20 protein-coding genes and 3 pseudogenes are annotated in these 22,224 nt (G+C 70.1%); 10 read left to right on the top strand and 13 right to left on the bottom strand.

Annotated elements, in window-relative coordinates; translation table 11 throughout:
* Positions 1 to 43 precede the first annotated feature (43 nt).
* Positions 44 to 715: pseudogene (locus ACQEVZ_RS39320) on the top strand (transposase); the annotation flags it as partial.
* A gap of 282 nt (positions 716 to 997) precedes the next feature.
* Here ACQEVZ_RS39320 and ACQEVZ_RS39325 read toward each other — a convergent pair.
* Positions 998 to 2,116: pseudogene (locus tag ACQEVZ_RS39325) on the bottom strand (IS1634 family transposase); the annotation flags it as partial.
* A gap of 98 nt (positions 2,117 to 2,214) precedes the next feature.
* Between ACQEVZ_RS39325 and ACQEVZ_RS39330 the strand changes: the two are divergent.
* The 3 genes from ACQEVZ_RS39330 (at position 2,215) to ACQEVZ_RS39340 (ending at position 5,517) form a co-directional block, all read left to right on the top strand.
* A complete protein-coding gene (locus ACQEVZ_RS39330; RefSeq protein ID WP_433376035.1) occupies positions 2,215 to 3,294 on the top strand; it encodes a tyrosine-type recombinase/integrase in 1,080 nt (359 codons plus the stop codon).
* A gap of 109 nt (positions 3,295 to 3,403) precedes the next feature.
* Positions 3,404 to 5,206: a tyrosine-type recombinase/integrase gene (locus ACQEVZ_RS39335; RefSeq protein ID WP_433376032.1), complete on the top strand. Its 1,803-nt coding sequence runs from the start codon at positions 3,404 to 3,406 to the stop codon at positions 5,204 to 5,206.
* Entirely contained in the window at positions 5,203 to 5,517 is a 315-nt protein-coding gene (locus ACQEVZ_RS39340; RefSeq protein ID WP_433376127.1) for a DUF6262 family protein, read from the top strand. The genes ACQEVZ_RS39335 and ACQEVZ_RS39340 overlap by 4 nt, the downstream gene beginning before the upstream one ends.
* Before the next feature lie 49 nt (positions 5,518 to 5,566).
* Here the strand turns inward: ACQEVZ_RS39340 and ACQEVZ_RS39345 are convergent.
* Positions 5,567 to 6,163, bottom strand: a pseudogene (locus tag ACQEVZ_RS39345) (IS1634 family transposase); the annotation flags it as partial.
* Between the two features lie 56 nt (positions 6,164 to 6,219).
* Between ACQEVZ_RS39345 and ACQEVZ_RS39350 the strand changes: the two are divergent.
* Complete coding sequence (locus ACQEVZ_RS39350) at positions 6,220 to 7,221, top strand: DUF7677 family protein (RefSeq protein ID WP_433376130.1); 1,002 nt, start codon at positions 6,220 to 6,222, stop codon at positions 7,219 to 7,221.
* Positions 7,222 to 7,317: 96 nt separating this feature from the next.
* On the opposite strand, the gene ACQEVZ_RS39355 is transcribed toward ACQEVZ_RS39350, so the two are convergent.
* From ACQEVZ_RS39355 to ACQEVZ_RS39370, 4 genes are all read right to left on the bottom strand, one after another.
* Positions 7,318 to 7,755, bottom strand: a complete 438-nt coding sequence (locus ACQEVZ_RS39355) for a phage integrase N-terminal SAM-like domain-containing protein (protein WP_433376133.1) — start codon at positions 7,753 to 7,755, stop codon at positions 7,318 to 7,320.
* Between the two features lie 109 nt (positions 7,756 to 7,864).
* Positions 7,865 to 9,160 (bottom strand): ISL3 family transposase, encoded by a 1,296-nt coding sequence (locus ACQEVZ_RS39360; protein ID WP_433376136.1) that lies wholly within the window; start codon positions 9,158 to 9,160, stop codon positions 7,865 to 7,867.
* A 399-nt stretch (positions 9,161 to 9,559) separates the two neighbouring features.
* On the bottom strand, positions 9,560 to 10,351 hold the full coding sequence (locus tag ACQEVZ_RS39365) for a CBM96 family carbohydrate-binding protein (RefSeq protein ID WP_433376139.1): 792 nt from the start codon (positions 10,349 to 10,351) through the stop codon (positions 9,560 to 9,562).
* Positions 10,312 to 10,656 carry a hypothetical protein gene (locus ACQEVZ_RS39370; protein WP_433377244.1) on the bottom strand — a complete coding sequence of 115 codons (345 nt, stop codon included), beginning with the start codon at positions 10,654 to 10,656 and terminating at the stop codon, positions 10,312 to 10,314. Before ACQEVZ_RS39370 ends, ACQEVZ_RS39365 begins: the two co-directional genes overlap by 40 nt.
* On the opposite strand from ACQEVZ_RS39370, the gene ACQEVZ_RS39375 reads away from it, so the two are divergent.
* Positions 10,571 to 10,765 (top strand): hypothetical protein, encoded by a 195-nt coding sequence (locus tag ACQEVZ_RS39375; protein ID WP_433377310.1) that lies wholly within the window; start codon positions 10,571 to 10,573, stop codon positions 10,763 to 10,765. The two genes, ACQEVZ_RS39370 and ACQEVZ_RS39375, sit on opposite strands and share 86 nt — an antisense overlap.
* 422 nt (positions 10,766 to 11,187) lie before the next feature.
* On the opposite strand, the gene ACQEVZ_RS39380 is transcribed toward ACQEVZ_RS39375, so the two are convergent.
* The 6 genes from ACQEVZ_RS39380 to ACQEVZ_RS39405 form a co-directional block, all read right to left on the bottom strand.
* Complete coding sequence (locus ACQEVZ_RS39380; protein ID WP_433376142.1) at positions 11,188 to 11,850, bottom strand: hypothetical protein; 663 nt, start codon at positions 11,848 to 11,850, stop codon at positions 11,188 to 11,190.
* Complete coding sequence (gene treS, locus ACQEVZ_RS39385) at positions 11,840 to 13,567, bottom strand: maltose alpha-D-glucosyltransferase (RefSeq protein ID WP_433376145.1); 1,728 nt, start codon at positions 13,565 to 13,567, stop codon at positions 11,840 to 11,842. Before treS ends, ACQEVZ_RS39380 begins: the two co-directional genes overlap by 11 nt.
* A gap of 91 nt (positions 13,568 to 13,658) precedes the next feature.
* Positions 13,659 to 14,573 (bottom strand): carbohydrate ABC transporter permease, encoded by a 915-nt coding sequence (locus tag ACQEVZ_RS39390; protein ID WP_433376148.1) that lies wholly within the window; start codon positions 14,571 to 14,573, stop codon positions 13,659 to 13,661.
* Entirely contained in the window at positions 14,570 to 17,092 is a 2,523-nt protein-coding gene (locus tag ACQEVZ_RS39395; RefSeq protein ID WP_433376151.1) for an extracellular solute-binding protein, read from the bottom strand. Before ACQEVZ_RS39395 ends, ACQEVZ_RS39390 begins: the two co-directional genes overlap by 4 nt.
* A gap of 10 nt (positions 17,093 to 17,102) precedes the next feature.
* Entirely contained in the window at positions 17,103 to 17,585 is a 483-nt protein-coding gene (locus ACQEVZ_RS39400) for a hypothetical protein (protein ID WP_433376154.1), read from the bottom strand.
* A 264-nt stretch (positions 17,586 to 17,849) separates the two neighbouring features.
* Positions 17,850 to 18,377 carry a hypothetical protein gene (locus ACQEVZ_RS39405; protein ID WP_433376157.1) on the bottom strand — a complete coding sequence of 176 codons (528 nt, stop codon included), beginning with the start codon at positions 18,375 to 18,377 and terminating at the stop codon, positions 17,850 to 17,852.
* 190 nt (positions 18,378 to 18,567) lie between these two features.
* Here ACQEVZ_RS39405 and ACQEVZ_RS39410 point away from each other — a divergent pair, with 190 nt between their 5' ends.
* Entirely contained in the window at positions 18,568 to 19,140 is a 573-nt protein-coding gene (locus ACQEVZ_RS39410; protein ID WP_433376160.1) for a hypothetical protein, read from the top strand.
* A 10-nt stretch (positions 19,141 to 19,150) separates the two neighbouring features.
* Here the strand turns inward: ACQEVZ_RS39410 and ACQEVZ_RS39415 are convergent, their stop codons facing one another.
* A complete protein-coding gene (locus ACQEVZ_RS39415) occupies positions 19,151 to 19,294 on the bottom strand; it encodes an IS3 family transposase (protein WP_433377247.1) in 144 nt (47 codons plus the stop codon).
* 337 nt (positions 19,295 to 19,631) lie between these two features.
* Between ACQEVZ_RS39415 and ACQEVZ_RS39420 the strand changes: the two genes are divergently transcribed.
* The 3 genes from ACQEVZ_RS39420 to ACQEVZ_RS39430 all read left to right on the top strand — a co-directional run bounded on the left by ACQEVZ_RS39420 (position 19,632) and on the right by ACQEVZ_RS39430 (position 22,209).
* Complete coding sequence (locus tag ACQEVZ_RS39420) at positions 19,632 to 20,123, top strand: hypothetical protein (protein WP_433376163.1); 492 nt, start codon at positions 19,632 to 19,634, stop codon at positions 20,121 to 20,123.
* Positions 20,120 to 21,403 carry an amidase gene (locus tag ACQEVZ_RS39425; protein ID WP_433376166.1) on the top strand — a complete coding sequence of 428 codons (1,284 nt, stop codon included), beginning with the start codon at positions 20,120 to 20,122 and terminating at the stop codon, positions 21,401 to 21,403. The genes ACQEVZ_RS39420 and ACQEVZ_RS39425 overlap by 4 nt, the downstream gene beginning before the upstream one ends.
* A 626-nt stretch (positions 21,404 to 22,029) precedes the next feature.
* The gene (locus tag ACQEVZ_RS39430; RefSeq protein WP_433376169.1) at positions 22,030 to 22,209 is read left to right on the top strand and encodes a hypothetical protein; all 180 of its coding nucleotides are present in this window, start codon (positions 22,030 to 22,032) and stop codon (positions 22,207 to 22,209) included.
* Positions 22,210 to 22,224: the final 15 nt, after the last annotated feature.

The following is a 22,224-nucleotide window of genomic DNA, read 5'->3' on the forward strand; positions in this document are numbered from 1 at the left end:
CACCGGATGAGTGCCAGAGCCGAATTCCGTGAGCGCCGACACCTACGGCAACGGCAAGGTCATCACCGCAGTCCGCAACGCCGGAGCCCGGTTCTCCTTCACCCTGACCAAAACCAGCACCGTCAACGCCGCGATCGCCGCCATCGACGACGAGCAGTACACACCGGTGCACTACCCCGGCGCGGTCACCGACCCGGACACCGGCGCACTCATCTCCGACGCCCAGGTCGCCGAAATCACCTTCACCGCGTTCGCCGACAGCCACCACCGCGTCACCGCCCGACTGATCGTGCGCCGTGTCCTGGACGCCAACACCCAGGACCCGCTGTTCCCCGTCTGGCGCCACCACCCATTCCTCACCAACAACCCCGAACCCACCGCCGACGCCGACATCACCCACCGACGACACGCCATCTGCGAAACCGTCTGGTCCGACCTCATCGACGGCCCCTGGGCCCACCAACCCTCCGGTCAGTTCGGTGCCAACGCCGCCTGGACCATCCTCGCCGCCATCTGTCACAACCTGCTCCGCGCCGCGGGCACCCTCACCCGCATCCCCCGCTACGCCACCGCCCGCGGCGCCACCCTGCGCACCCACCTGATCAACATCCCCGCACGGCTGGCCCGCCCGCAACGCCGCCCGACTCTGCACCTGCCCACCCTCTGGCCCCGCGCCCACGCCTGGCTCGCCCTCTGGAAAGCCGTCTTCACCTGACCAGCGGCCCCCACCGCGCACACCGCAACGCAACACCCACCCGCAACCGACCACACGAAACCCGAGCACGCTGGCGCGGCGGGCCAGCAGCACCACCACGCCCTCAACCCCAACAAGATCAACTACACCCCACCCAAAGACCAACGCCGCAGCCGATCCACGGATCGAGGCTAAACTCGCGTTCCGCAGTTGGTGGGCAGACGATCATGGTGAATTGTGGGTTTGGGCTGCGGAAATGGGCGTGGTGGGGCCGGGTGGTCGTGTGCCTACGCGTTGACCTGGTCAGGCGGGGTGGATCGCGGTGATTCGCGGTGGTTTGGGCACGCCGACGGCGGTGAACAATGCCTGCTGTGATGCATTGAGCGATGTCGTTTGAACGATGTGGCCGTCGGGGCTCTGCAGCAGGACCTGGTGCACCCGTGACAGCTGGGTGTTGATGTGGTTCCAGGTCTGTCCGGTGCGCCGTTCGGCGACCCGCACGAGCAGCAGCGCCAGCCAGCAGAGCAGGACATGGGCCTGGATGCGCTGGTCGAGGCGGTGGTAGACGGGTCGCAGCTCGATGACCTGCTTCATGTCGCGGAAGCTGCGTTCCGCCTCGAGGAGGTTCTTGTAGCCCAGCGCCACGTCCTCGGCGGACAGGTGGGGGTCGTTGGTGGACAGCAGGTACTTGCCGTCGAGTTTGGCTTCCTCGGCGACCTTGGCCCGGTTGACGACGAGTCGGCCGTTGGCCTGTTGACGCAGGTAGCGGCCCAGGGTCGGATGATCGCGCAGGGCGCACTCGGCCCGCTGGTGCGCATCGTCGGCGGCGATCCGGCCTGCCTTGGCGGCCTTCGCCTGCGCTTTCGCGCGGGCGGAGGCGATGCGGGCCAGTTCAGCGTCGATGCGGGTCAGGTGACGCTCGCGGGTGGCCTGGTCGCGTTCGGCCTCGACCGGGTTGTGGCAGATGATCCACCGCTTGCCCGGTGTCGCGTCCACGGTGACCTCCTTGACCCGCAGATTGTCCCGCACGACCTGGTAGCGGCCCTGCCGGGCGAGGGCCGCGGCGGCGTCGGCGCTGCCGTCACGCATCCGTTCCCCGGCGATCCACCCGCCACCGGCCCGGGCCAGGTAGGCCAGGTTGGCATCCGAGGAGAACCCCCGGTCGACCACGGTGACCACCCGGCCCAGCCGCCACCCACGCAGATCGTCCTTGACCTGCGGGATCACCGTCGCGTCGGTGGTGTTGCCCGGCCATACCCAGCAGCGCACCGGGATGCCCTCACGGGTGACGGCCAGGCCGATGACGACCTGCGGCAGATCGGGCCGGTGGTCCTTGCTCTTACCGAACCGGCGCAGCGTGGACACAGCGCCGCCATCGGCGCCGTCCTCGTCGTCGAGTTCGAAGTACGTGCTGGTGGTATCCCTCTTAACCGGCTAATCGGTGATTGGAACGGAAGGCGACACGCCCACGATAGTTGTGGTTCTTGCGTCGGAGATGGTCTGGCTGCGAGACATGTCCCATGAGTGACGAGGGCGGCCTGCGGGTCGAGGAACACGCCGGCGGCTGGACGCTGGTCGGTCCGGCCGCGTCCGGGTTCGGGCTGGTCAACGAGTATCTGGGCTATCTGGTCGATCGGCGGTACTCGCCGCGCACGGTGCGTGCGTACGCGTTCGACCTGTTGGCGTGGTGCCGGTGGCTGATGGCTGAGGATGTGGAGCTGGCCGAGGTGGACACGCCGGTGCTGCTGCGGTATCTGGCGTTCTGCCGGACCGCGACGTATCGGGGTCGGCCGGGCGGCAACGTGTACTCAATCGGCGACGGGCGCAACGTCGGCTACGCGGCGGCGACGGTCAACCGGCGGCTGGCGGCGGTCTCGGGCCTGTTCGAGTTCACAGCGATGCGTGACCCGGCAGCGGTCAACCCGGTGCCGCGCGGGCCGCAACGGCGGGCCACCGCACGCGGTGAACGCGGCGGGATGTTGGGGCATCTGGCCCGGGCCCGGCCGGCATCGAGGTTGCGGGTGCGCCAGCCGCGGCGGTTGCCGCGTGGCCTGGACCGTGGCGAGGTGGCCGCGCTGCTGGACAGTTTCCGCACCTGGCGGGACCGGTCGATCGCGGGGCTGATGCTGTTCTCGGGCCTGCGTTCGGCGGAGGTCCTTGGCCTGGCCGTCGCCGATGTGGACATCCCCCGCGGCTGGGTGCGGGTGATCGGCAAGGGCGACAAGGAACGCCGGGTGCCCGTCGACGCCGAGGTGGCCGGCTGGGTGCAGACCTACCTGCTGGCAGAACGGCCCGACACCGAGGTGACCGCGCTGTTCGTGGTGGCGAAGGGCTCGCACCGGGGCCGGTCGCTGTCCGCGGAGGGGCTGCGGGCGGTGTTCCGCTACCACCGCGACCGCGCTGGCGTGCCGGCCGGCCATCCGCACGCGTTACGCCATACGTTCGGCACTGCCCTTGCCGAGGCCGGCGTCGACCTGGCGGTGGTGCAGGCGTTGATGGGCCACGACCACATCGACTCCTCCGCTCGGTATGTTCACCTCGCACCCGCGCACGTGCGTGCCGCGTTCGACGATGCCCGCGCTCGCCAACGCCACGGCTGACCGCCCGCCCCGGCCGGCCGCGGCTGTCCATAGTGGACGTTTACTGGCCGGCTTTGGGGCGTGGCTTGCCGGGCGGGGCCGCGGTAACCGCTGCTACCACGACGCGGCGGTGAGGTTCCTGTCCCGGTGGCCGCATCCGCAGGCATTCGCCGACCAGCCGTTGGCGCAGATGCTGGCAGCCGATGCGCACACCCGCCCGTTCATCACCTTCCTGCTGCTGCACGACCTGCTGCGCCCCGGATACGACTACCTGGTGGCACGGAAGTTCGCCGGGCTGGTTGACCTGGCCCGCGGCACACGCCTGGAGGCAGACCTGACCGGTTTCGCCGAGGCGGCTACCGCCCTCGGGTTCTCCGCCCACGTGCGCGCCCGCGCCGCCGAACGGGTGCTGGCCCGGCTGCTGATCCAGACCGGCCGGCCCATGCACGAACTGACCGTGGCCGACCTGACCGAGCTCGGTACGGCGTTCACCGCCCACACCGCTGCCCGGGGCGGCGGCGGGGACAACGACCGCGGTTTCCTGCACGCCGCTTGGGCGACACTGTTCCATCTCGGCATCATCGAGGTGACCCCACCCAACCGGCGCCGCCGCGACCACACCGGCCACGCCCACCACTTCGGTGGTGTGCCCGCCTGGCTGGCCGCCCGGCTGGGTGACTACACCACCGCCCTGATCGGCACCCACGCACCGTCCACATGCGACGGTATCGCGATCCGGCTGGCCCACTTCGGCCGGCACCTGGCCGCCATCGACCCTGGCCTGGACTCACTCGCCCAGCTGGAGCGACAACCGCACATCGAGACCTACCTGGCCGCCGTCGCCGCCGGCAGGCTTCGCGGCGGACAGCCCATCTCGGTCGGAGAGCAACGCAACCGGGTCATCACCCTGGGCCGGTTCCTGACCGACATCACCGACTGGGGCTGGCCCGACGCCCCACCCCGCCGACTGGTCTTTCCCCGCGACGTGCCCAAGACCCCCCGGCCGCTGCCGCGCTACGTGCCCGTCGACGCCGACCGGCGCCTCAGCGAGGCGCTGCAGCACTCACCCAACCGGCTACTCGCCGACGCGCTGCTGCTGGCCCGCGCCACCGGGCTCCGCGTCGGCGAACTGGTCGACCTCGAACTGGACTGCGTCCACGAGATCCCTGGACAGGGAGCATGGTTGAAGGTCCCGCTGGGCAAACTCGACACCGAACGCATGGTGCCACTCGACGACGACGCCCTGACCGTCGTCGACCGCATCGCCGCCAGCCGCAGCCCAGGCCGGCCACTGCCGCACCCGAAGACCGGCAGACCTACCGAGTTCCTGCTCACCCACCACGGCAAACGCGTCTCGGTCCACGCGCTGCGCGCCGAGCTCGCCCGCGCCGCCCAGGCCGCCGGCCTGGACCGGATCACCCCGCATCAGCTGCGACACACCTGGGCCACCGCGCTGATCAACGCCGGCTGCTCCCTGCAGGCGCTCATGCAGTTGCTCGGCCACACCAGCGCGGCGATGAGCCTGCGCTACGCCAAACTCTTCGACGCCACCGTCCGCGCCGAATACGAGCACGCCCTCGCCCAAGCCAAAGCCCACCACGGTCCCGCCCTGCCCGGCCGCCCCACCCTGCCGATCATCGACGTCACCGGCGGCAGCGACTGGAAGGACACCCCACTGATCAAGGCCCGACTCGCCGGCGGCTACTGCCTGCGCACCGCCGCACAAGGCTCCTGCGCCTACGCCAACATCTGCGAACACTGTCCGAACTTCCGCACCGACGCGGCGTTCCGCACCATACTGGCCACCCAGCGCGCCGACGTCGAAATCCTCGCCGCCGATGCCGAGGCCCGCGGCTGGGGCGAAGAAGCCGCCCGCCACCGGCGGTTGCTCGACCGCCTCGACGCCCACCTGGCCAACACGGAGCCCGCATGAACGCCCAGACCGACGACCTGTCCGCCCAGGTCCGCGCCGCCTGCACCGACCTCGCCCGGCACGGCCGGGTCACCTTCCCCGCCGTCGCCGAGCAGACCGGGATCAGCCGGGCCACCCTCTACCGACGCCGCGACTTGCGCGAGATCGTCGAGACCCACCGCCGCCCCGACCAGCAGACCCTCTCCGTCACCAGCCTGGCCACCCAACTCGACCAGCTCCGGCAGACCCTCGAAGCCGTCGCCGCCAAGGTCCGCCGACACGAAGAAGACCTCCGCGCCATCAAACGCGAAGGCCAACGCACAAGCAGATAGCTCGCGCCTACGCCGCCAAAGCCAAAGCCGACCGTCGATTAGCCGGATAATCGAAGAACAGCACGTCGACTTCCAGGTTGAGCAGGTCGGCCACGGCGAAGAACACCGTCTCCTGCACGGTCGCGTGCGCGCCGGCGTCAGCGTCGATGAGCAGGTCCATCGCCCGATACGCCTGATCGGCGTCCATCATGGACAGTCCGGGGACGGCGACGTCATACGATGCCCACTCCGCCGCGGCCAGCTTCGACGCCGGCGCCACCGCGCGGTTGGCCACCAGCGCGAACAGCACGCGTTCGACCTGCGTGCGGAACCGGCGCCCGTCGAGGACCTCACCCAGGGCCTTGTCGATGCCGAGGGCCTTCCACAGCCCGTCGAGCAGCCACACCGACCCGCAGGAACGCGACTCGACCACGGTCAGCGGGCCACCGCCGGCTGTCCCGGCGAAGTCCACCGGCTCCTCGCCCAGATAACGGTTGATCGAACCCACCAGGCGGCGCAGACCGGCCACGTCGAGCAGGTCCTCGCGACCGAAGTTGACCAGCACCTCGGCCTGCGTCACCCCGTCGACGCGATGGTTGTGCGCCAGTTGCAGGTACCGAACCGTGGACCCGTCGCTGTTGCGGCGCTGCGTCGTCCGCAGATACATGCCCACACGATGACCCTGAACCCGTTCATTCACAAGGCACAACAAGGGAACAGTTGTTGATCTCGTGTGCCCACGCCTTTCCGTGCCGCGCACACGGCATCAACCCGCTGACCAGCACCTACACCCCGTCAGGCGACTTCACATGCCCACGGACTGCGGAACGCGGGCACCTGCGCCCCAGCTACCTTCGCGCCTACCTCAGCGGTTCTCAACTCGGCCGGATCCATATCGAACGCCTGGCCCAGTTGTCCGGCAGACACCTCGCCAACCTGCAGCGGGCGCTGATCACCACGCCCATCCCACGTCCGCGGGCCGTCCTCTCAGGCCAACCTTCGCCGGCGGAACGGGCCAAGCAGAGGGCGGAGGCCAGAGCGGAACTGTTCGCCGCGATCCGGGCCGATCACCGGCGCGAAGACATCTCGGTGCGGGCCTTGTCCGCCCGCTACCAGGTCCACCGACGAACCGTCCGCCAAGCCCTGGCCTCTGCCGTTCCACCACCCCGCAAACGACAAGCACCGCGGGCACGGACGCTCCGCAACGACACCCAAGAATTCATCGACGGGATCATCCGCCAGGACCTGCAAGTGCCGTCCCGGCGACGCCACAGCGTCCGACAGATCTGGGAACGGCTGCTGGACGACCACGACATCACCGTGTCCTACTCCACGGTCCGCGACTACGTCGTGCGCCGCCGGGCCGAACTCGCTGACACCGCACCGTCGCAACCACACCGCGACCTGCCCAGTGCCGACCCAGCTCGCCGGCTCCCCGACAACGTCCGCTCAGCCATCCACTACTTCGCCATGCGCCTGACCAACGGAACCCTCAGCCCCAGACTCCTCAACGGAATCGACTACCGGCCATACCTGACCGACCCAGGCTCCGAACTCGAGATGACGTTCGCGATCTTCACCAACGTCCTCGACATCGACGCGAACGGCCTCGTCACCAACACCGACGCAGCCCACCACCGCGCAGCCCAATGGATCCGCGCCCGCCACGACCCCAGCTACCGCATCGATCCGCCACTGCAAGCCTGGGAAACCGAACTGACCTGATGCCCCGAAGGCACCCACGAAACGGACAGCCGCAAACGTCCTAAACGAAGCATCTTCAGCAAGACGCAGCAACAGATCATGACCGACGAACCACCTTCACCAAGACACGATCGCCACGGCAGTCTTGGTCAAGCTGCTCTCTTCGCAGCTCACAGCCCCCGGCCCCGAACCAAGTGCAAATGGACGGGACAACCGGTCCATCTCGTCCTCATCGACGAGGTACCTGAAGAACTGCTGCAGACCCTTGTGCTTGTTCAAGGCCGTCGCGGCGGAGCGGGTCTCGATCACCCAGGCTTGGAAGTACTCGACGTGCGCCTTCGTCACGTCGGTCGGGTCCTCGGCCGCGTCCTCCGCGTCGGGGTCCGGGGAATGTTCGCCGAGGTACCGGCTGAGTTGTGCCGCGGCGAGCAGGTAGTTGTAGCGGGTGGTCTCCGGATGGTTGGCGGCGCGCAGGGTCCGGTCCCAGTCGCGGAGGTGTCCGGGCCAGTCACCGGCGAGGCCTTCGGACAGCTTTTCGATCTTGAGCAGGGGCATCTCGTCACCCGTCGAGTCAAGGGGTCCAACAACGGCGTGCTCGACCTCGACGAACTGCTCACACACGAAAAATGGGCTCTCCTGACCAATCCGTGGGTTGGTTGGGGTGCTACTTGCTGTGAAGAGTGGGTCGGTGGCCACCCAGTGACAGCATGGCGAGGGCGATGAGTGCGTCGGCAGAGTGGAACCCGAATGCCATCCGGGTGATCAGCCGAATCTTGGTGTTCATCGACTCGATGCGGCCGTTGGACAGGCGGTGGTTGATGGTGGCGAGGATTGCGGTGCGGTGCGCGGCGATGCGGCGTTGTAGGGCCACGAACGCGGGGATTCGACTGCGGCGGGCCCAGCTGGCCCATCTGTCCAGTGCCACCACAGCGTCGTCTGCGTTGGTCTTGGCGATTTGGAACACCGCTCGTAGGCCTTCCTTGAGCAGGTAGGCGCGGTAGGGGATCGGGCCGGTCTTGGCGATCCAGGCCAGTTTTGCGGTCTGCTGTTCGGTGAGGGTGTCGGGGTTCTTCCACAGCGCCCACCGGCATCGCTTCAGCGTGCGTGCCGCACCGACGGCTCGCTGGGTGGCCCGGCCCGGTCCCTGCACGTGTCGTTTACTACCGCCCGCTTCGTGACGGGCGAGGTTCCATACCTGCCGGCGTACCTGATCGAGAGCGTCGGTAGCCCAGGACACGACGTGGAACGCGTCCGCGCACACGACTGCGGCCGGGCAGTGCCGGGCGACCACATCAGCGATCCAGTCCGCCCCGTCGGCAGAGATGTGCGTGATCTGAGCGCTGCGCCCCGGGCCCAGAGCGGCGAAGAACGCCCTCAGGGTGGCGCGGTCACGGCCCGAGCCGGCCCATACCAACCGGCCGGAGTCGTGGCAGACCACCACGGTCAGATACTTGTGCCCCTTCTTCCAGGAGATCTCGTCGATGCCGATGCGGCGCAGCCCGGCGAGCCGGTCGACCAGGCCGTCAACATCGGCCCACACCCTGGCCACGATCGCGCCGACCGTGCGCCAGCTGACCCGCATCAACTGCGTCACCGCGGTCTTGGAGCACTGGGTGGCCAGCCACGCCACCTGCTCGTCGAACGCATACGTGTGCCCGGCGCCGTGCCGCGCCCACGGCACCGCCGCCACCACGATGCCATGCCGCGGGCAGCACACCCGCGGCGCGTCGGCCTCCACGAACACCCGTACCCGGCCCAGATCCAGCGCCCGCCAACGACGGCGCCCATGCCCCTGGTCGTATCCGGGAGCCCGCCGCCGGCAGATCCCGCACCGGCGACGCCGCTGCCGCGCCGGCCGCACCGACACCACCAGAACACCATCGTCCTCACCGAAGACGACACGCTCAACCACCGCGTTCTCGACTCCCACCAGCCGGGCCCATAACCTTGCCTGACGCACGCCGTTCTCCCGCCACCATGATTCTGACCTTCGACAAGCCAGAACCTAGGCAGGACAACGGCGTGCGCTATTCACGACGCGCCGCACCACCCACGGAAGCGTCAGGAGAGCCGAAAAATGGGGCTCCCGCAGGCTTGTGACCTGCGAAAACCCTTGCGCTGTCGGGACGGCGGGATTCGAACCCACGACCCCTTGACCGGACACGCAACGGACAGATGACCCGGCCGGAGACCGCTGCGGCGGAGGCCGCCGGGCCGGGCCTCCCCGTGCCAGGCCAGCTCGGTCTCGAAGAGCTGCCGCACCACGCCGAAGGCGAATTTCTGCTCCAGCTCGCTGTCGCGTGCGGTGAGCAGGAGGGGTGGCCGCCGATCGGCCGCCGACTCGGCCTGGCGGCGGGCCTCAGCCAGCAGGCGGCTCTGCCGATCCCGGCCGGCCCCTCGACCACGAGGAGCCGGCCCTGTCCTCACGCCGGTGGTTCGCTGACAATCTCCAATGTCGGTACGGCGTCCCCTGCGTCTGTGCTGTTGAAGCGGGCCAGGATCCCGGGGATGTCCGCCGGCTGCCAGATCGCGAACGAGACCGTGCCGTAGCGGTGGCGAACGCGCCGGTCACGTCAAGTCCGACCCAGTCGGTGCGGTCGGTGACCCAGCCGGTGCCGAGTGGGGTGGACATCGGCGGGGCGCTGCGCCAGGTGACGGTGCGGTCGGTCCAGGTGCTGCCGATGCTGAACGCCTGCACCTGGGTCTGCCTGCCTCCGCTGTCGGCGGTTCGACCGTTGAGCCAGAGCACGGCGCGGCGGACCCTGCCGGTGACCTGCCGCGCGTCGAACGTCAGCAACGCCCGCCGGCTGTAGCCGGTGTCTCCCCGGCCGTCGCCCGACTTCTTGACCGCGAGATACGCGCTGGTGCCGAAGGTGGTGCCGGCCTGCTTGCCGTCCTGCACGTAGGTGTCCGCGCTCGGCATCAGCAGACGGCTGGTTCTCGGTGTTGGGGGGTCGGCCCGCTGGGCAAGGTCGACGGTGCGGGTCGCGCCGTGCGCGCCCCCGACTTCGACGAGCAGCACCGTGCCCCTATGGTCGCTGGACAGCACGTGGATGCCGTCCGCCTGCTCTGCGCTGAGCAGGCCAAACGCGGACTTCTGCAGCGTCACCGTCACCGTCGCCCGGCTGCGGGTGGGGTCGGCCACCGACACCGCGACGCCTCCAGTGCGGCGCCTGGCGATGACCGACGCCGGGCCACGTACGCGAGGGCCATGCCCTTCAGTCGGTTGAAGCTGGCCCGGGCATTTGCCGACGACGTACCGAGCGGCAGGTCGGACCAGAGCCGACCGCGGCCGCGGGACGTCTCCATCGTGTCGGAGACGCCTCGCGCGGCCGCGCCGAGCCCATGGACGGCCGCCCGGACGGACGGAATGGACTGGTTGAACGGGATCCCGGTCAACTGCGCGAACCAGTTCGCCCGCAATCTCGTGTACGGGTCCGTGCCGGGCGACGCCAAGGTCGTCGCCGGCGGCAGCAGCACACTGCCCGCGGTGACGGATCCCAGGCCGAGCAGTGCCCGCCTGGTCACCTCGGCCCGGGACATCGGCCGGCGCTGCGAGCCCTGATCCGTCACGTGAAGACCTCGCTTCTCGTCAGCCGCGTTCAACGGTCGCTGCTGAATTCGCACGGCTGCGTCGACACGCCTGCACTACGGTTGTCCGCTAGAACGCAGCGCCTGTCCCAGCTGTGCACGTAGAGAGCAAGCGCGCCCGCCGCCGCCCACGACGCCGCCCGCGCCCTCGCGAGCGGACGGGAGTCGGAGCGTGCCGACCCCGCGTGGGCCGCTGCCGGTACAGCCAGCGTTGAGGCGATCAGCACTGCGAGTGTGACGAGCGCAGGCCGGCGTCGCCGGGGCGCCCGCTCCGCTGGATGGTTCACAAGATCTCCTTCGCGCCCGGGAACCGACAAGCGGCGTTCGCCGGGAGAACGGTCCGGCCGGCGGCCAGGTTCACGGCGAGCGGGGCGGTGCCGCCGACGGCCTGCGGGGTCAGTTGCCGCAGCGCGCGACCGGCGCCTCTCCGTCCGCCGACCGCTCCGTCGTCGGTGTCACGTGCGTCGCCAAGCGCAGTTTCACGGCACCGCGCCCGCCGACGGACAGGATCTGCCGGCCCCGGCCGGTGTGCGCCTCGCTGGGCACACCGAGGACCTGAGCGGAGCGCGCCAGCAGCCGCAGCGACCGGCCGTCCCGGGCCCGCAGCCGCATACCCGACGTCGAGTGCCGCGGCGCCGCGGTCAGCAGCGCGCACCGCCAGACCGCCACCGCCCGGGTCCGCAGCCGTGTCTCGTCCGCGGCACCGTCGCCGAGCAGCAGGTCGGCGCCCCGGGTCCATTCGTCCTCCAGGCGGCCCAGGACGTCGCCGGGGTCCGCCGCTGCGACGTCGACGACGAACGTCTCATAGCGGCGGCGGATGCCCGCCTCGCGGCGCCCCGTCCAGCAGTCGACCGCGGGCACGGCCCGCATCACCTCGGCGAACCTGGCGGCCGCGTACGCCGCCTCGAACTCCGCCCGCAGCGGTGCCTCCTCCCACGCGGCGGCCACCAGCTGCCAGTCGGTGCGCCGCCGCGCGGCCGTCGCGTGGCCCGGCGGGGCCGTTCCGGCGACCAGCAGGAGGCTCGCCTCGAAGAGGTCGGCACCGTCCTCATCGGACACGGCCACCTCCGGTGCGGGTGGGCGGGACGATGCGGAACCAGTACGAGCCGTAGCCCGGCAGGGTCAGCAGGTACGGCCGCCGGCCGATGCTCGGGAACCTCGTGTCGCCGGTCAGCTCCACCGGTACGTGGCCGTGGAACTGCTCGCCGAGCGGCAGCTGCACCGGCTGCGGGTGCCGGGACAGGTTGTGCACGCACAACAGCACCTCCTCGGCGGCGTCGGCGGCATCGGCGTCGCGGTACCGGCGCAGGAACGCGAGCACGGCGCCGTTGGTGCCGGTCAGTTCGGTGAAGTCGCCGAGGGCGAACGCGGTGTGCCGCTTGCGGATCGCGAGCATCTTGCGGGTCCAGTGCAGCAGCGACGCCGGTTCCTCCATCTGCCGCTCGACGTTGACCGACTGGTAGCCGTACACCCAGCCGTTGTTCATCGGCAGGTACAGCCGGCTCGGGTCGCTGCGGGAGAACCCGCCGTTGCGGTCGACGTTCCACTGCATCGGGGTCCGCACCCCGTCGCGGTCGCCGAGGTAGACGTTGTCGCCCATCCCGATCTCGTCGCCGTAGTAGATGACCGGCGACCCCGGTAACGACAGCAGCAGCGACGTGAACAGCTCGATCTGGTTCCGGTCGTTGCCGAGCATCGGCGCGAGCCGCCGCCGGATGCCGACGTTGAGCCGCATCCTGGGGTCCTGGGCGTACTCGCTGTACAGGTAGTCGCGCTCTTCGTCGGTGACCATCTCCAGGGTCAGCTCGTCGTGGTTGCGCAGGAACGTGCCCCACTGGCAGTTGTCGGGGATCGCCGGGGTCTGCGCGAGGATCTCCGAGATCGGCACCCGGGACTCGCGGCGGACCGCCATGAAGATGCGGGGCATCAGCGGGAAGTGGAACGCCATGTGGCACTCGTCGCCGACGGTGGCGTCGCCGAAGTACTCCACGAGGTCCGTCGGCCACAGGTTCGCCTCGGCGAGCAGGACCGTGCCCGGGTACTCGTCGTCGACGATCTTCCGGATGCGTTTGAGGTACTCGTGCGTCTCCGGCAGGCCTGCGCACTCGGTGCCCTCACGGGCGAACAGGTAGGGCGCCGCGTCGAGCCGGAACCCGTCGATGCCGAGGTCGAGCCAGAAGCGCACGACGTCGAGCATGGTGTCGGCGACGGCGGGGTTGTCGTAGTTGAGGTCCGGCTGGTGGTGGAAGAAGCGGTGGAAGTAGAACTGCTGCCGGACCGGGTCGAACGTCCAGTTCGACGTCTCGGTGTCGGCGAAGATGATCCGGGCGTCGGGGTAGCCGGTGTCGTCGTCCCGCCACATGTAGAAGTCGCCGTAGGGGCCGGACGGGTCGGTGCGGGACTCCTGGAACCACTGGTGGGCGTCGGAGGTGTGGTTGAGGACGAGGTCGGTGATGACCCGGATGCCGCGGGCGTGCGCCTCGTCGAGCAGGGTCACGAAGTCCGCGACGGTGCCGTACTCGGGGCTGATCGCGGTGTAGTCGCTGATGTCGTACCCGCCGTCGCGGCGCGGCGAGTCGTAGAACGGTGGCAGCCAGATGCAGTCGACGCCGAGCCACTGCAGGTAGTCCAGTTTGGACACCAGGCCGAGCAGGTCGCCGCAGCCGTCGTCGTTGGAGTCGAAGCACGCCTGGGTGAGGACCTCGTAGAACACGGCCCGCCGGAACCAGTCGGGTTGGACCGGCAGCCGCCGGGCAATGTGGGTGGGTTGGTGCATCGTCGTTCCCGTCGATCGGTGGGGTGAGGACGCCGCACGGCTGGCCGGTCGTCGTCGACTGGCCATCGCGAGCGGGGAACAGGGGGTGTCTCTACCGGGGTGAACCGGGAAGAGCGCTTTGGGTGAAGGACCGTTGGAACACCAGGAAGACCAGCAGCGGTACGAGCATCGAGATGATCGCGCCCGCCGCGACGACGTCCACATTGGACGGAAAGGAGCGCATCTGTTCCTGCAGCGCAAGGGTGAGCGGCGCGCTGCTGGGCCGGGCGAAGACGAGCGCCGCGATGAGGTCGTTCCACACCCATACGAACTCGAACACCGCCAGCGACGCCAGCGCAGGCTTCGCCAACGGCAGTACGACCCGGCGCAGCACCGTGAGCTCGCTGCCGCCGTCGATGCGGGCGGCCTCGATGAGATCCGATGGGATGGCCAGGTAGAAGTTGCGCAGCAGCAGCACGGCGAACGGCAGCCCGAACGCGACGTGGAACGCCACCACCGCCGGGACGGTGCCGGCGACGCCGGCCGCCGCGAACAGCCGCGCGTCGGGTATGAGCGCCGTCTGAACCGGCACGGCGACGAGCCCGGCCACGACCAGCACGACGGCGTGCCGCCCCCGGAAGACCAGCCACGCCAGCGGAAATGCGGCGATGGCGCCGATCGCCACCACGAGCAGCGTCGACGAGACCGAGATCAGCACGGTGTTCCACAGCGCGTGGGTCAGCCGGCCGTCGGCCACGAGGCCGCGGTAGTTGCGCAGGGTGAGCTGGGCCGGTTCGGTCAGGACCGCCCACCAGCCAGTGCCGCTGTTGTCGGCGGGACCACGCAGGCTGACCACGGCAAGGCCGACGGTAGGGACCAGCCACCACAGCCCAACGGTGAACAGCGCGACCTGCGCGGCGGTCACAGCGATCCGACGCGCGGCCCAGGTGGCGCGGCTCGGCGTTGGCGGCGGCGGTTCGGTCCCGGCCGGCAGCACGGGGACCTCGACGGCGGCGAACAGGCTCATGGCTCGCTCCTGCGCAACCGGTGGACGTTGTACAGCACCCCGGGCAGCACCAGGACCAACAGCAGCACGCCGAGGGCGCTGCCGCGGCCGACGTGGTCGAAGGAGGAGCGCCACATCTCCAGCGCCACGACCGACGCCGATCCCTGTGTGGACTCGGGTGCGAGCACCAGCACCAGGTCGAAGACCTTGAGGACGTTGTTGGTCAGGGTGACGAGGATGACCACGACGACGGGCCGCATCATCGGGACCGTGACGCGGCACAGGACCTGCCACTCCCCCGCGCCGTCGGTCCGGGCAGCCTCCAAGGTTTCCTTCGGGATACCTGCGAAGCCCGCGGTGAGCAGGACCAGCGCGAATCCGGCCCAGATCCAGATGTAGGCGCCGATTAACGCCGGCGTGATCAACGCCGGACCCAGCCAGGTCAGGCCTGCGAACGGGGCGGTGAAGTTGTCCGCGGCCAACCGCACGACGTATCCGTCCCCGCGCAGCTGCGGCACGCTGAAGCTGCCGTCGGCGGCAGTGCGGGTACGGGCGACGACGATGCCGTCGCGAACGACGTCGACCGTCACGTCCGGCAGGCCGCGTTCGCCGGCGTCGCCGTCCGCGCCGGCGCCGGCCTGCCTCGCTTGCGGGGGCACCCGCTGCGGCGCCAGCCCGACGAGCGGCAGCAGGACGGTCTCGCCCGCGGTGACGGTGCCACTGGTCTGCAGGGCACCGCCGGTCGGCACCAGCGCGCGCTCGTCGCGAGGCCGTGCGCCGTGGTACGGCGACGGTGGCCGGACGGCGTCGCGGGCGGTGACGACCGCGGCGTTGAGGGCGCCGCGGTCCGGGCTCTCGTCGTACACGAGGCGGAACGCGATGCCGGCGGAGACCAGCGAGATCGCCATCGGCATGAACAGCACGACGCGGACCATGCTGCTGCGCCGGACCCGCTGGGCGAGGAACGCGACCAGCAGGTCGACGGCCAGGACCAGGTTCGGCGCCACGACGATCCAGATGGCGTTGTTGAGCAGCGCCTGACGGAGCTGCGGGGTGGCGAGGATGTCGGTGTAGTTGCCCGCGCCGACGCCGGTGCGGCCGTCTGCGTCGTGGAGGCTGAGCCACAGCGTCTGGCCGATCGGGTAGACCAGCAGGACGCCGACGATGACGGCGGCGGGTGCCAGGAACCAGGCCGCGGTCGAGAACTTGGCGGTGTGCCCCATCACGCCGCCCCGTATGCCTTGACCGCGGCCTGCTCGAGCCTGGCCGCGACCACGGCCGGGTCGGTGCCCGGTGCGGCGAGGTACTCCTGGAGCAGCCGCCACATGGACGCGCCGTTGCCGCCGCCGAAGCTGCGGGGGGTTCATGTCGGACAGGTCGAAGCGCAGCGTCTGCGCATGCAGCAGGGTCTCGGCGAGCGCCCGGGTGGTCGCGTCCGGGTACACGGCGGGGTCCAGGTTCTGGTTCACCGACAGGAATCCGCCGGATGCTGCCATGATCGCGGCCGCCTCCGGTGACGCCAGGTATGCCATGAGCTCCATGGTCACGGCCCGGTTCGTGAACGCGACGGCCGCGTCTCCGCCGGCGACGACCGCGCGGCCGGTCCCGGCGAGCGACGGCCAGGCGAACTGCCGGGCGTCCTGCCGGGCGTCGCTGCCGACCCGGTAGACGCCGAGCTTGGCGATCTCGGTGGTGACGAAGTCCGCGCCGTAGAGCATCGCCGAGGTCGGCTTCGGACCGAAGACGTCCGCCACCGACCGGGTGAACGTCGTCTGCAGCGCACCCTTGGAGCCGCCCCGGAGGAACTGCGGCGCCGCCCAGTAGCGGCCCATCGTCCGCAGCGCGTCGACCACGGTCGGGTCCGTCCACGGCAGTTCGTGCGCGGCCAGCTGGTCGTACCGCTGTGGACCGGCGAGCTGCAGGTACACGTTCTCGAACCAGTCGGTCAGCGGCCAGCCGTCGGCGCCGGGGACCGTCATCGCCGCGGTGCCGGAGTCCACGAGCGTCTGCGAGACCTCGGTCAGCTCCTCGATCGTCGACGGTGGGCCGACCCCCGCGGCGGCGAACGCGTCGGCGCGGTACCAGATGACGGACTTGTGCGCGGCCTTGAAGTAGATGCCATAGAGCTGCCCGTCGACCGAGCCGAGCTGCTGCCACTGCGGGGAGAAGTCGGCCCGGACCGCGGCGGCAGCCGCGCCCGTGACAGGCTTCGCCGCGCCCGTCGCGGCGTACTGTGCGAGCACTCCGGGCTGCGGGATCATCGCGATGTCCGGTGGGCTGCCGCTGTCGAGCCGGGACGACACCAGCACACCGAGGTCGCTGCCGCCGGAGGTGTACCGCACTCGCGCGCCGGTCCGGTCGCGAAACTTCTGCAGGAGCCGTTCGAAGTGCGCCTGCTCGTCGCCGGTCCAGCTGCCCGCGACCTCGACCGACTGCCCGCTGTAGGGGCCCTGATGGGTGGCCACGCCGGGCGTGCAGCCAGCCGCCGGCAACAGCGCGCAGCACAGCCCGGCGGCGGCGCGGCGCCACGATCTCAGCATCGCGGCCTCGTCACAGCGGATCGCCGGCGCCCGGGTAGACCTGCAGGTGGCGCAGGTCAACGGCGAGCATGACTGGGTCGCCGGCCTTCGCGGTACAGCGCCGGTCCGCCCGCACCGTCAGCTCCGGTGCCGGCTGCCATCTGGTCGAGTCCGCCACCTCGACGTCCAGGAACCGCTGCGCACCTTCCACCCGGACGGCCCGGACGATGCCGTGCAGCACCGACGCCCGCACGCCCGGTGGTACCCCGACCGACGCGTCGTGCAGGTGCTCCGGGCCGATCTCGACGAACACATGCCGGCTCCCCGGCTGCCGCTCGACCCGACGCCGCAGCCCCGGCACGGGCATCTGCTGGCCGTGCACGTCGAGGATGAGGCGGTCGCCGCGGTCGATGAGCACGGCGGCGAGCAGGTTCACCGGCCGCCGGCCGGCGGTGCCTGCACCGGCGTCCGGGACCAGCAGCGTGTTGGCACCCATCCGTACCTCCTCGGTCACGTGCCCGTCGTGGTCTTGGAGTGTTTGGCTTCGGCGGCAGCCCGCACCAGGGCCGGCGGCAGCGTGTGACCGATCTGCAAAGCGCCTCACAAGATCACTCTCGACCCGGCCCGGCGACCGTCGGGCCACGCCCACCTGCCCAGGCGTCCATCTCGGTGACGCACCCCCAACCTGATGTTGCCAATCCGTGACCTACGCGCAAGGGGTGGTGTGCGGGGCGCGCCGTTACCGGCCCGCCCCGCCTTCGGACCCCGTCCAGCCGCGTCAGATCTTGCGCCACCGCTGGTTGTCGCCGTAGTTGCAGCGCAGGGCCATGGCGCGCACTCCGGCGTCGAGGCAGACGTGCGAGCCCCCGGTCGCGCCGGGCTGCGTGTTGCGGAGGGTGACGTTGTACAGGCTGTTGCCGACGCCGTCGAGGCGGACCTCAGCGGCGTTGCAGTCGGACTTCAGGCTGACCACCGGGACCTCGGGGTCGAACCCCGACCAGACCGCCAGGCACAGACCGGTCCGCTGATGCCTGAGCGCCCACCGTTTGTAGCCGTCGCTGGTCGTGCCGAACGAAGGACGCCAGACGAAGTACCACATCTGGAAGTTGAGGTCCGACGAGCAGCCCTCGGCGAGTCGCAACTTGTACGGAGGCACACCCGACACCACGAGGCACGTGTCGGTTGCGCTGTTGTACAGCTTCCCGATGGGCGGGGCTGCCTCGGCGGGGGCTGCGGCGACGACGGACACCCCCGCGGCGACGGCCAGCAGTGCCGTCAGCCGGACAACGACTGCGCCGATTCTCATAGCTCTCCTCTGTCTGGGATGGCCTTACTCCGCCGAGGAGTAGACCGCCCGCGGCTTGGATGCCGGTAGATCCCCAATCGGAGACGGGGCCGGGGCAGGCAGGCGGCGAGTGAACCAGCGGGGCGCGGCGCTCGTTCTACGGGCGCCCCGCGCGGCGGCCGCGCGGCCTCCAGACAGGGAGTTGAGCCACATGCGGAGCTGGCTGAAGCAGACAATGGCCACGCTGGCGTTCACCGCGACCGCGGTCGCAGCACAGGCGGTACCCGCCGCCGCGGCCACCGGCGACAACGACAGCAACACCTCGAACAACAGCTACTACCAGGGGATCAGGCACTTCAAGAACAAGGCCACGGGCCGGTGCCTGCAGGCGGGCAAGGTCGCGGTCTTCGACGGCGTCTGCGAGGCCGGCAAGCGCGACCAGCTGTGGGGGCCCGTCTACGTCGCGAAGGACGGCAACGACATCGTGCTGCTGGTGAACCAGGAGACGGGGTTGTGCCTGTCCAACACCGCATCGAGTGCTGCGGGCTTCGCGGTGACCGGCTGCCGCCCGACCGGGCAGGGCTGGCGGTCGCCGGACCAGGAGTGGAAGGCCCAGGGCACCAACTGGAGTGACGTGATCCTCGTGTCGTACCGGAGCCTGCTGCTGACCGAGGTGCCCGGCCACAGCCAGGTGCCCAGCTGCGTGAGCGGCAAGAATCGGGTGGAGCTCGCCGACTGCAACACCGGCAGCGCGTACCACCACTGGAGCTCCGTCCGCGTCTGACGCCGTGGTGTTACCTGCCTCCGGTTGGAGCAGGGGTGAGGTTGTCTGGCTCGGCGTGGGTGTGCCAGGCGGCCTCATATTCGACTGGGCTGCGGTAGCCGAGGTCGCGTTGGATGCGGCGGGTGTTGTACCAGGTGCCGATGTAGGTGAAGATCGCTCATCCTGCTCACCCTGATCTGCGAATAGCCCGCGCTGGAGACCGTCCGGACCACTTCAGGTAACTCTCGGGCGACATTGAACCGAACCTGCGGGCCGGTCGTCTTACCTGGGCCCGGGGCCGATGCGGTGGAATCGCTCCCGGGTGGCGCACCGCCGCGATCCGCGGATCGCGGCGGCTGCGTCATCCGATGCCGGTTCCTTGTCCGCCCGGCCTCGCCTGGCCTACGGAGTGTCCATAGTCGACATTCGGGCGCCGGTCGTGTCGACCCGCCGGTCCGCGCCGTCCGTGACGGTGCTCCACTGTCATCCGAACCCTCAGGGAGACTTTGCGCATGTCCACGGCGGACTCGACAGCGGTGATGAGCGTTGGCTCGGCGTCAGATCCGGACCGCCAGGCTTTGGTGGTCGCCGCGTTCAAGGCGTGCATGCTGGTGCGGTGTGCCGGTTCATTGGGCCGGGGCACTCACGGCGGGGCTGGGAGCGGCTCGCGGAGAAAGTTCGCGCGCATCGCGTCGGTTCTGCTCGCCGAGTTCAGCCGGTCCAGTGGGGCGGATCGGCTGACTGGGCTGTTGCAGGCGATCGGTCGGTTGGCGAGCGTGTACCGCTACACGGCCGGCAACCGGCACCGCTACGAGATTCCGCAGGTGTTCACCGAACTCGGCACCCTCGGCCTGCTCGAGCGTACCTGGCAGCAGGGGTACGTCGAGAGCTGCGGAAGCCCGCACCACCTGTACCCGCCGCGGCAGGCGCGGCACGCTCGCCTGCTGTCGGAGGCGGGCTGGCGCGCGGCGCTGCGGGCCGGCGCAGCGGAGGCTGGGTCGTGACCGGCCCACGTACGGCCGTCGATCACGTTCGGCGCAGCCTGGTACGGATCGCCGACCTCGACGGCGACCTGCGCTCGTGCATCCTGCTGCGGCCGGAAGCGGTCGACGAGGCCAACTCCGTCGACGCGTCCAGCCGTCACCTGCCGCTGGCGGGCTGGACGGTCGCGGTCAAGGACAACATGGACGTCGCCGGCACGGTTCGCACCGACGGACTCGGCCCCCCGCACCGGCCGCCCTCGGCGACCGACAGTGAGGCGGTGCGTCGCCTGCGCCGCGCCGGTGCCGTGGTCGTGGCGAAGACCAACCTGGAGCAGCTGGGCTTCGGCGCCACCACCCAGAATCCTGCCTGGGGGGCATGCCGTAACCCGTGGGACCGCGACCGGATTCCGGGTGGGTCGAGCGGTGGCTCCGCGGTGGCGGTGGCCGCCGGCATGGTGCACGCGGCGCTCGGCACGGACACCGGCGGCTCCCTGCGCAACCCCGCGTCGTTCTGCGGCGTCAGCACCCTGCGTCCGACGCACGGCTTGGTGCCCACCGCCGGGGTGACACCGATGAGCCCCAGCATGGACGTCGTCGGTCCGATCGCGCAGCGGGTTGCCGACCTGCGCCGGTTGATGGTCGCGCTGACCGGTGAAGCCGGGCCGCGGGAGGCGGTCCCGCTGCGGGGCCTGGCCGTCGGGGTGCCTCGCGGGTACTTCTTCGACGAGCTGGATGGTGCGGTGGCGCAAGGATTCGACGCCCTGGTCGGCGTGTTGCGGGCCGGCGGTGCCCGGCTGGCACCGGTCACGCTGGCCGGCGTCGCCGGCGCCGCGGACGCCATGGCAGTGCTGCAGAACGCCGAGGCCGCCAGTACCCTGCGGGCGTACTGGGACGACCCCCGCCTCGGCGATGGCGTGCGCGAGCGCATGAACGTCGGGCGGGCCACCACCAATGCCCAGCTCGCCGCCGCGCTCCGCACCGCGAGGCGATGGCGTCGCACGGTTGCCGACACATTCGCCGAGGTGAGCGTCATTGTCACGCCGGCCACGCCGTTCGTCGCCCCACCGATCGCCCCGGACGACCTGATCACGTTGAGCCGCCGCATCAACCGCTTCACCGGCTGCTGGTCCCTGCTCGGCACGCCGGCTCTCGGGCTGCCCTTGCCGCCTTCGGGCGACGGGCTCCCGGTCGGCGGACAGTTCATTGGGCCGGGCGGTTCGGACTGGCGGCTGCTGGCCATTGGCGAGGCGATCCAGACGGCATCGGCGTGGCACACGCAACGACCGGTGTCCGGCCCGTGAACTGGGCGGCCACGCCGTCTGGCCCGCAGCCGGCAGCGCAAGGTCCCGCGGGTGGGTGGCTAATTGAGGGGGCGGGTGCTCAGCACCGGCCTGCACCCACGCGACTGCCCGTTCGGTCTAGTCTGAGGCCGCCGCCACCTGTCGTTCGTGGCACGGTTTCGTGCTCCATGAACGGTTCGGTCGCGGCGTCCTCCATGGCGCGATGTAGACCGGTTCGAGCGCTCGCGCGATCGTGTTCCAGCCCTGCCGGCCCATGTAGCGGAACGAGTTGCGCAGCAGATCGACCACCCCGTCTGCACGGTCAGCACGGTTTTGGCGAGGTGACCGTTGCGCAAGTTGCCGCGCCCCTGCGGGTCGTGCTTGCCGTAGCCGACGTGATCGGTGATTCGATCCTCCACAACAGCGCAGCTGGCCGACCGAACCGGGAGCAACGTGGTGTCCCCGTACAGGGACACCGTCCGTGCTTCAAACACCGCCAGTGAACCTGCCCGGCATCCCGTCCGTTGCTACGGCGGAAGGTCATGCATCGATGTGGGCGACATCTGGGCAGTCACCGGCCGACCACCGGTGGGCCGAACACATCCCGGGAATGTTTACTACGGTACATCTCAACGGAGGAGTCCATCATGGGCAAACTCTGGCGCCTCGGCGGTGGTGCCGTCGTCGCGCTCATGATCGTCGCAGCGACCTCACTTGTCGGCGCCACTGCCGCATACGCGTACGCGGGTACTTCCACAAACTGGCACAGCGATGTCTGCTTGCACAGCAACAAGGCCGGCAGCGTGTACACGGGCCTTGACCCCTGATCTTGGACACGGGGT

The sequence above is a fragment of the Dactylosporangium sp. CA-152071 genome (assembly GCF_050936335.1).
GTDB classification, from domain to species: Bacteria; Actinomycetota; Actinomycetes; order Mycobacteriales; family Micromonosporaceae; genus Dactylosporangium; species Dactylosporangium maewongense.

Coding starts and splice junctions, on each gene's coding strand:
- ACQEVZ_RS39330 (WP_433376035.1), top strand. CDS start 2,215: ATGAGTGACGAGGGCGGCCTGCGGGTCGAGGAACACGCCGGCGGCTGG.
- ACQEVZ_RS39340 (WP_433376127.1), top strand. CDS start 5,203: ATGAACGCCCAGACCGACGACCTGTCCGCCCAGGTCCGCGCCGCCTGC.
- ACQEVZ_RS39355 (WP_433376133.1), bottom strand. CDS start 7,755: ATGCCCCTGCTCAAGATCGAAAAGCTGTCCGAAGGCCTCGCCGGTGAC.
- ACQEVZ_RS39375 (WP_433377310.1), top strand. CDS start 10,571: ATGGACTGGTTGAACGGGATCCCGGTCAACTGCGCGAACCAGTTCGCC.
- treS (WP_433376145.1), bottom strand. CDS start 13,567: ATGCACCAACCCACCCACATTGCCCGGCGGCTGCCGGTCCAACCCGAC.
- ACQEVZ_RS39390 (WP_433376148.1), bottom strand. CDS start 14,573: ATGAGCCTGTTCGCCGCCGTCGAGGTCCCCGTGCTGCCGGCCGGGACC.
- ACQEVZ_RS39395 (WP_433376151.1), bottom strand. CDS start 17,092: ATGCTGAGATCGTGGCGCCGCGCCGCCGCCGGGCTGTGCTGCGCGCTG.
- ACQEVZ_RS39405 (WP_433376157.1), bottom strand. CDS start 18,377: ATGAGAATCGGCGCAGTCGTTGTCCGGCTGACGGCACTGCTGGCCGTC.
- ACQEVZ_RS39410 (WP_433376160.1), top strand. CDS start 18,568: ATGCGGAGCTGGCTGAAGCAGACAATGGCCACGCTGGCGTTCACCGCG.
- ACQEVZ_RS39420 (WP_433376163.1), top strand. CDS start 19,632: ATGTCCACGGCGGACTCGACAGCGGTGATGAGCGTTGGCTCGGCGTCA.
- ACQEVZ_RS39430 (WP_433376169.1), top strand. CDS start 22,030: ATGGGCAAACTCTGGCGCCTCGGCGGTGGTGCCGTCGTCGCGCTCATG.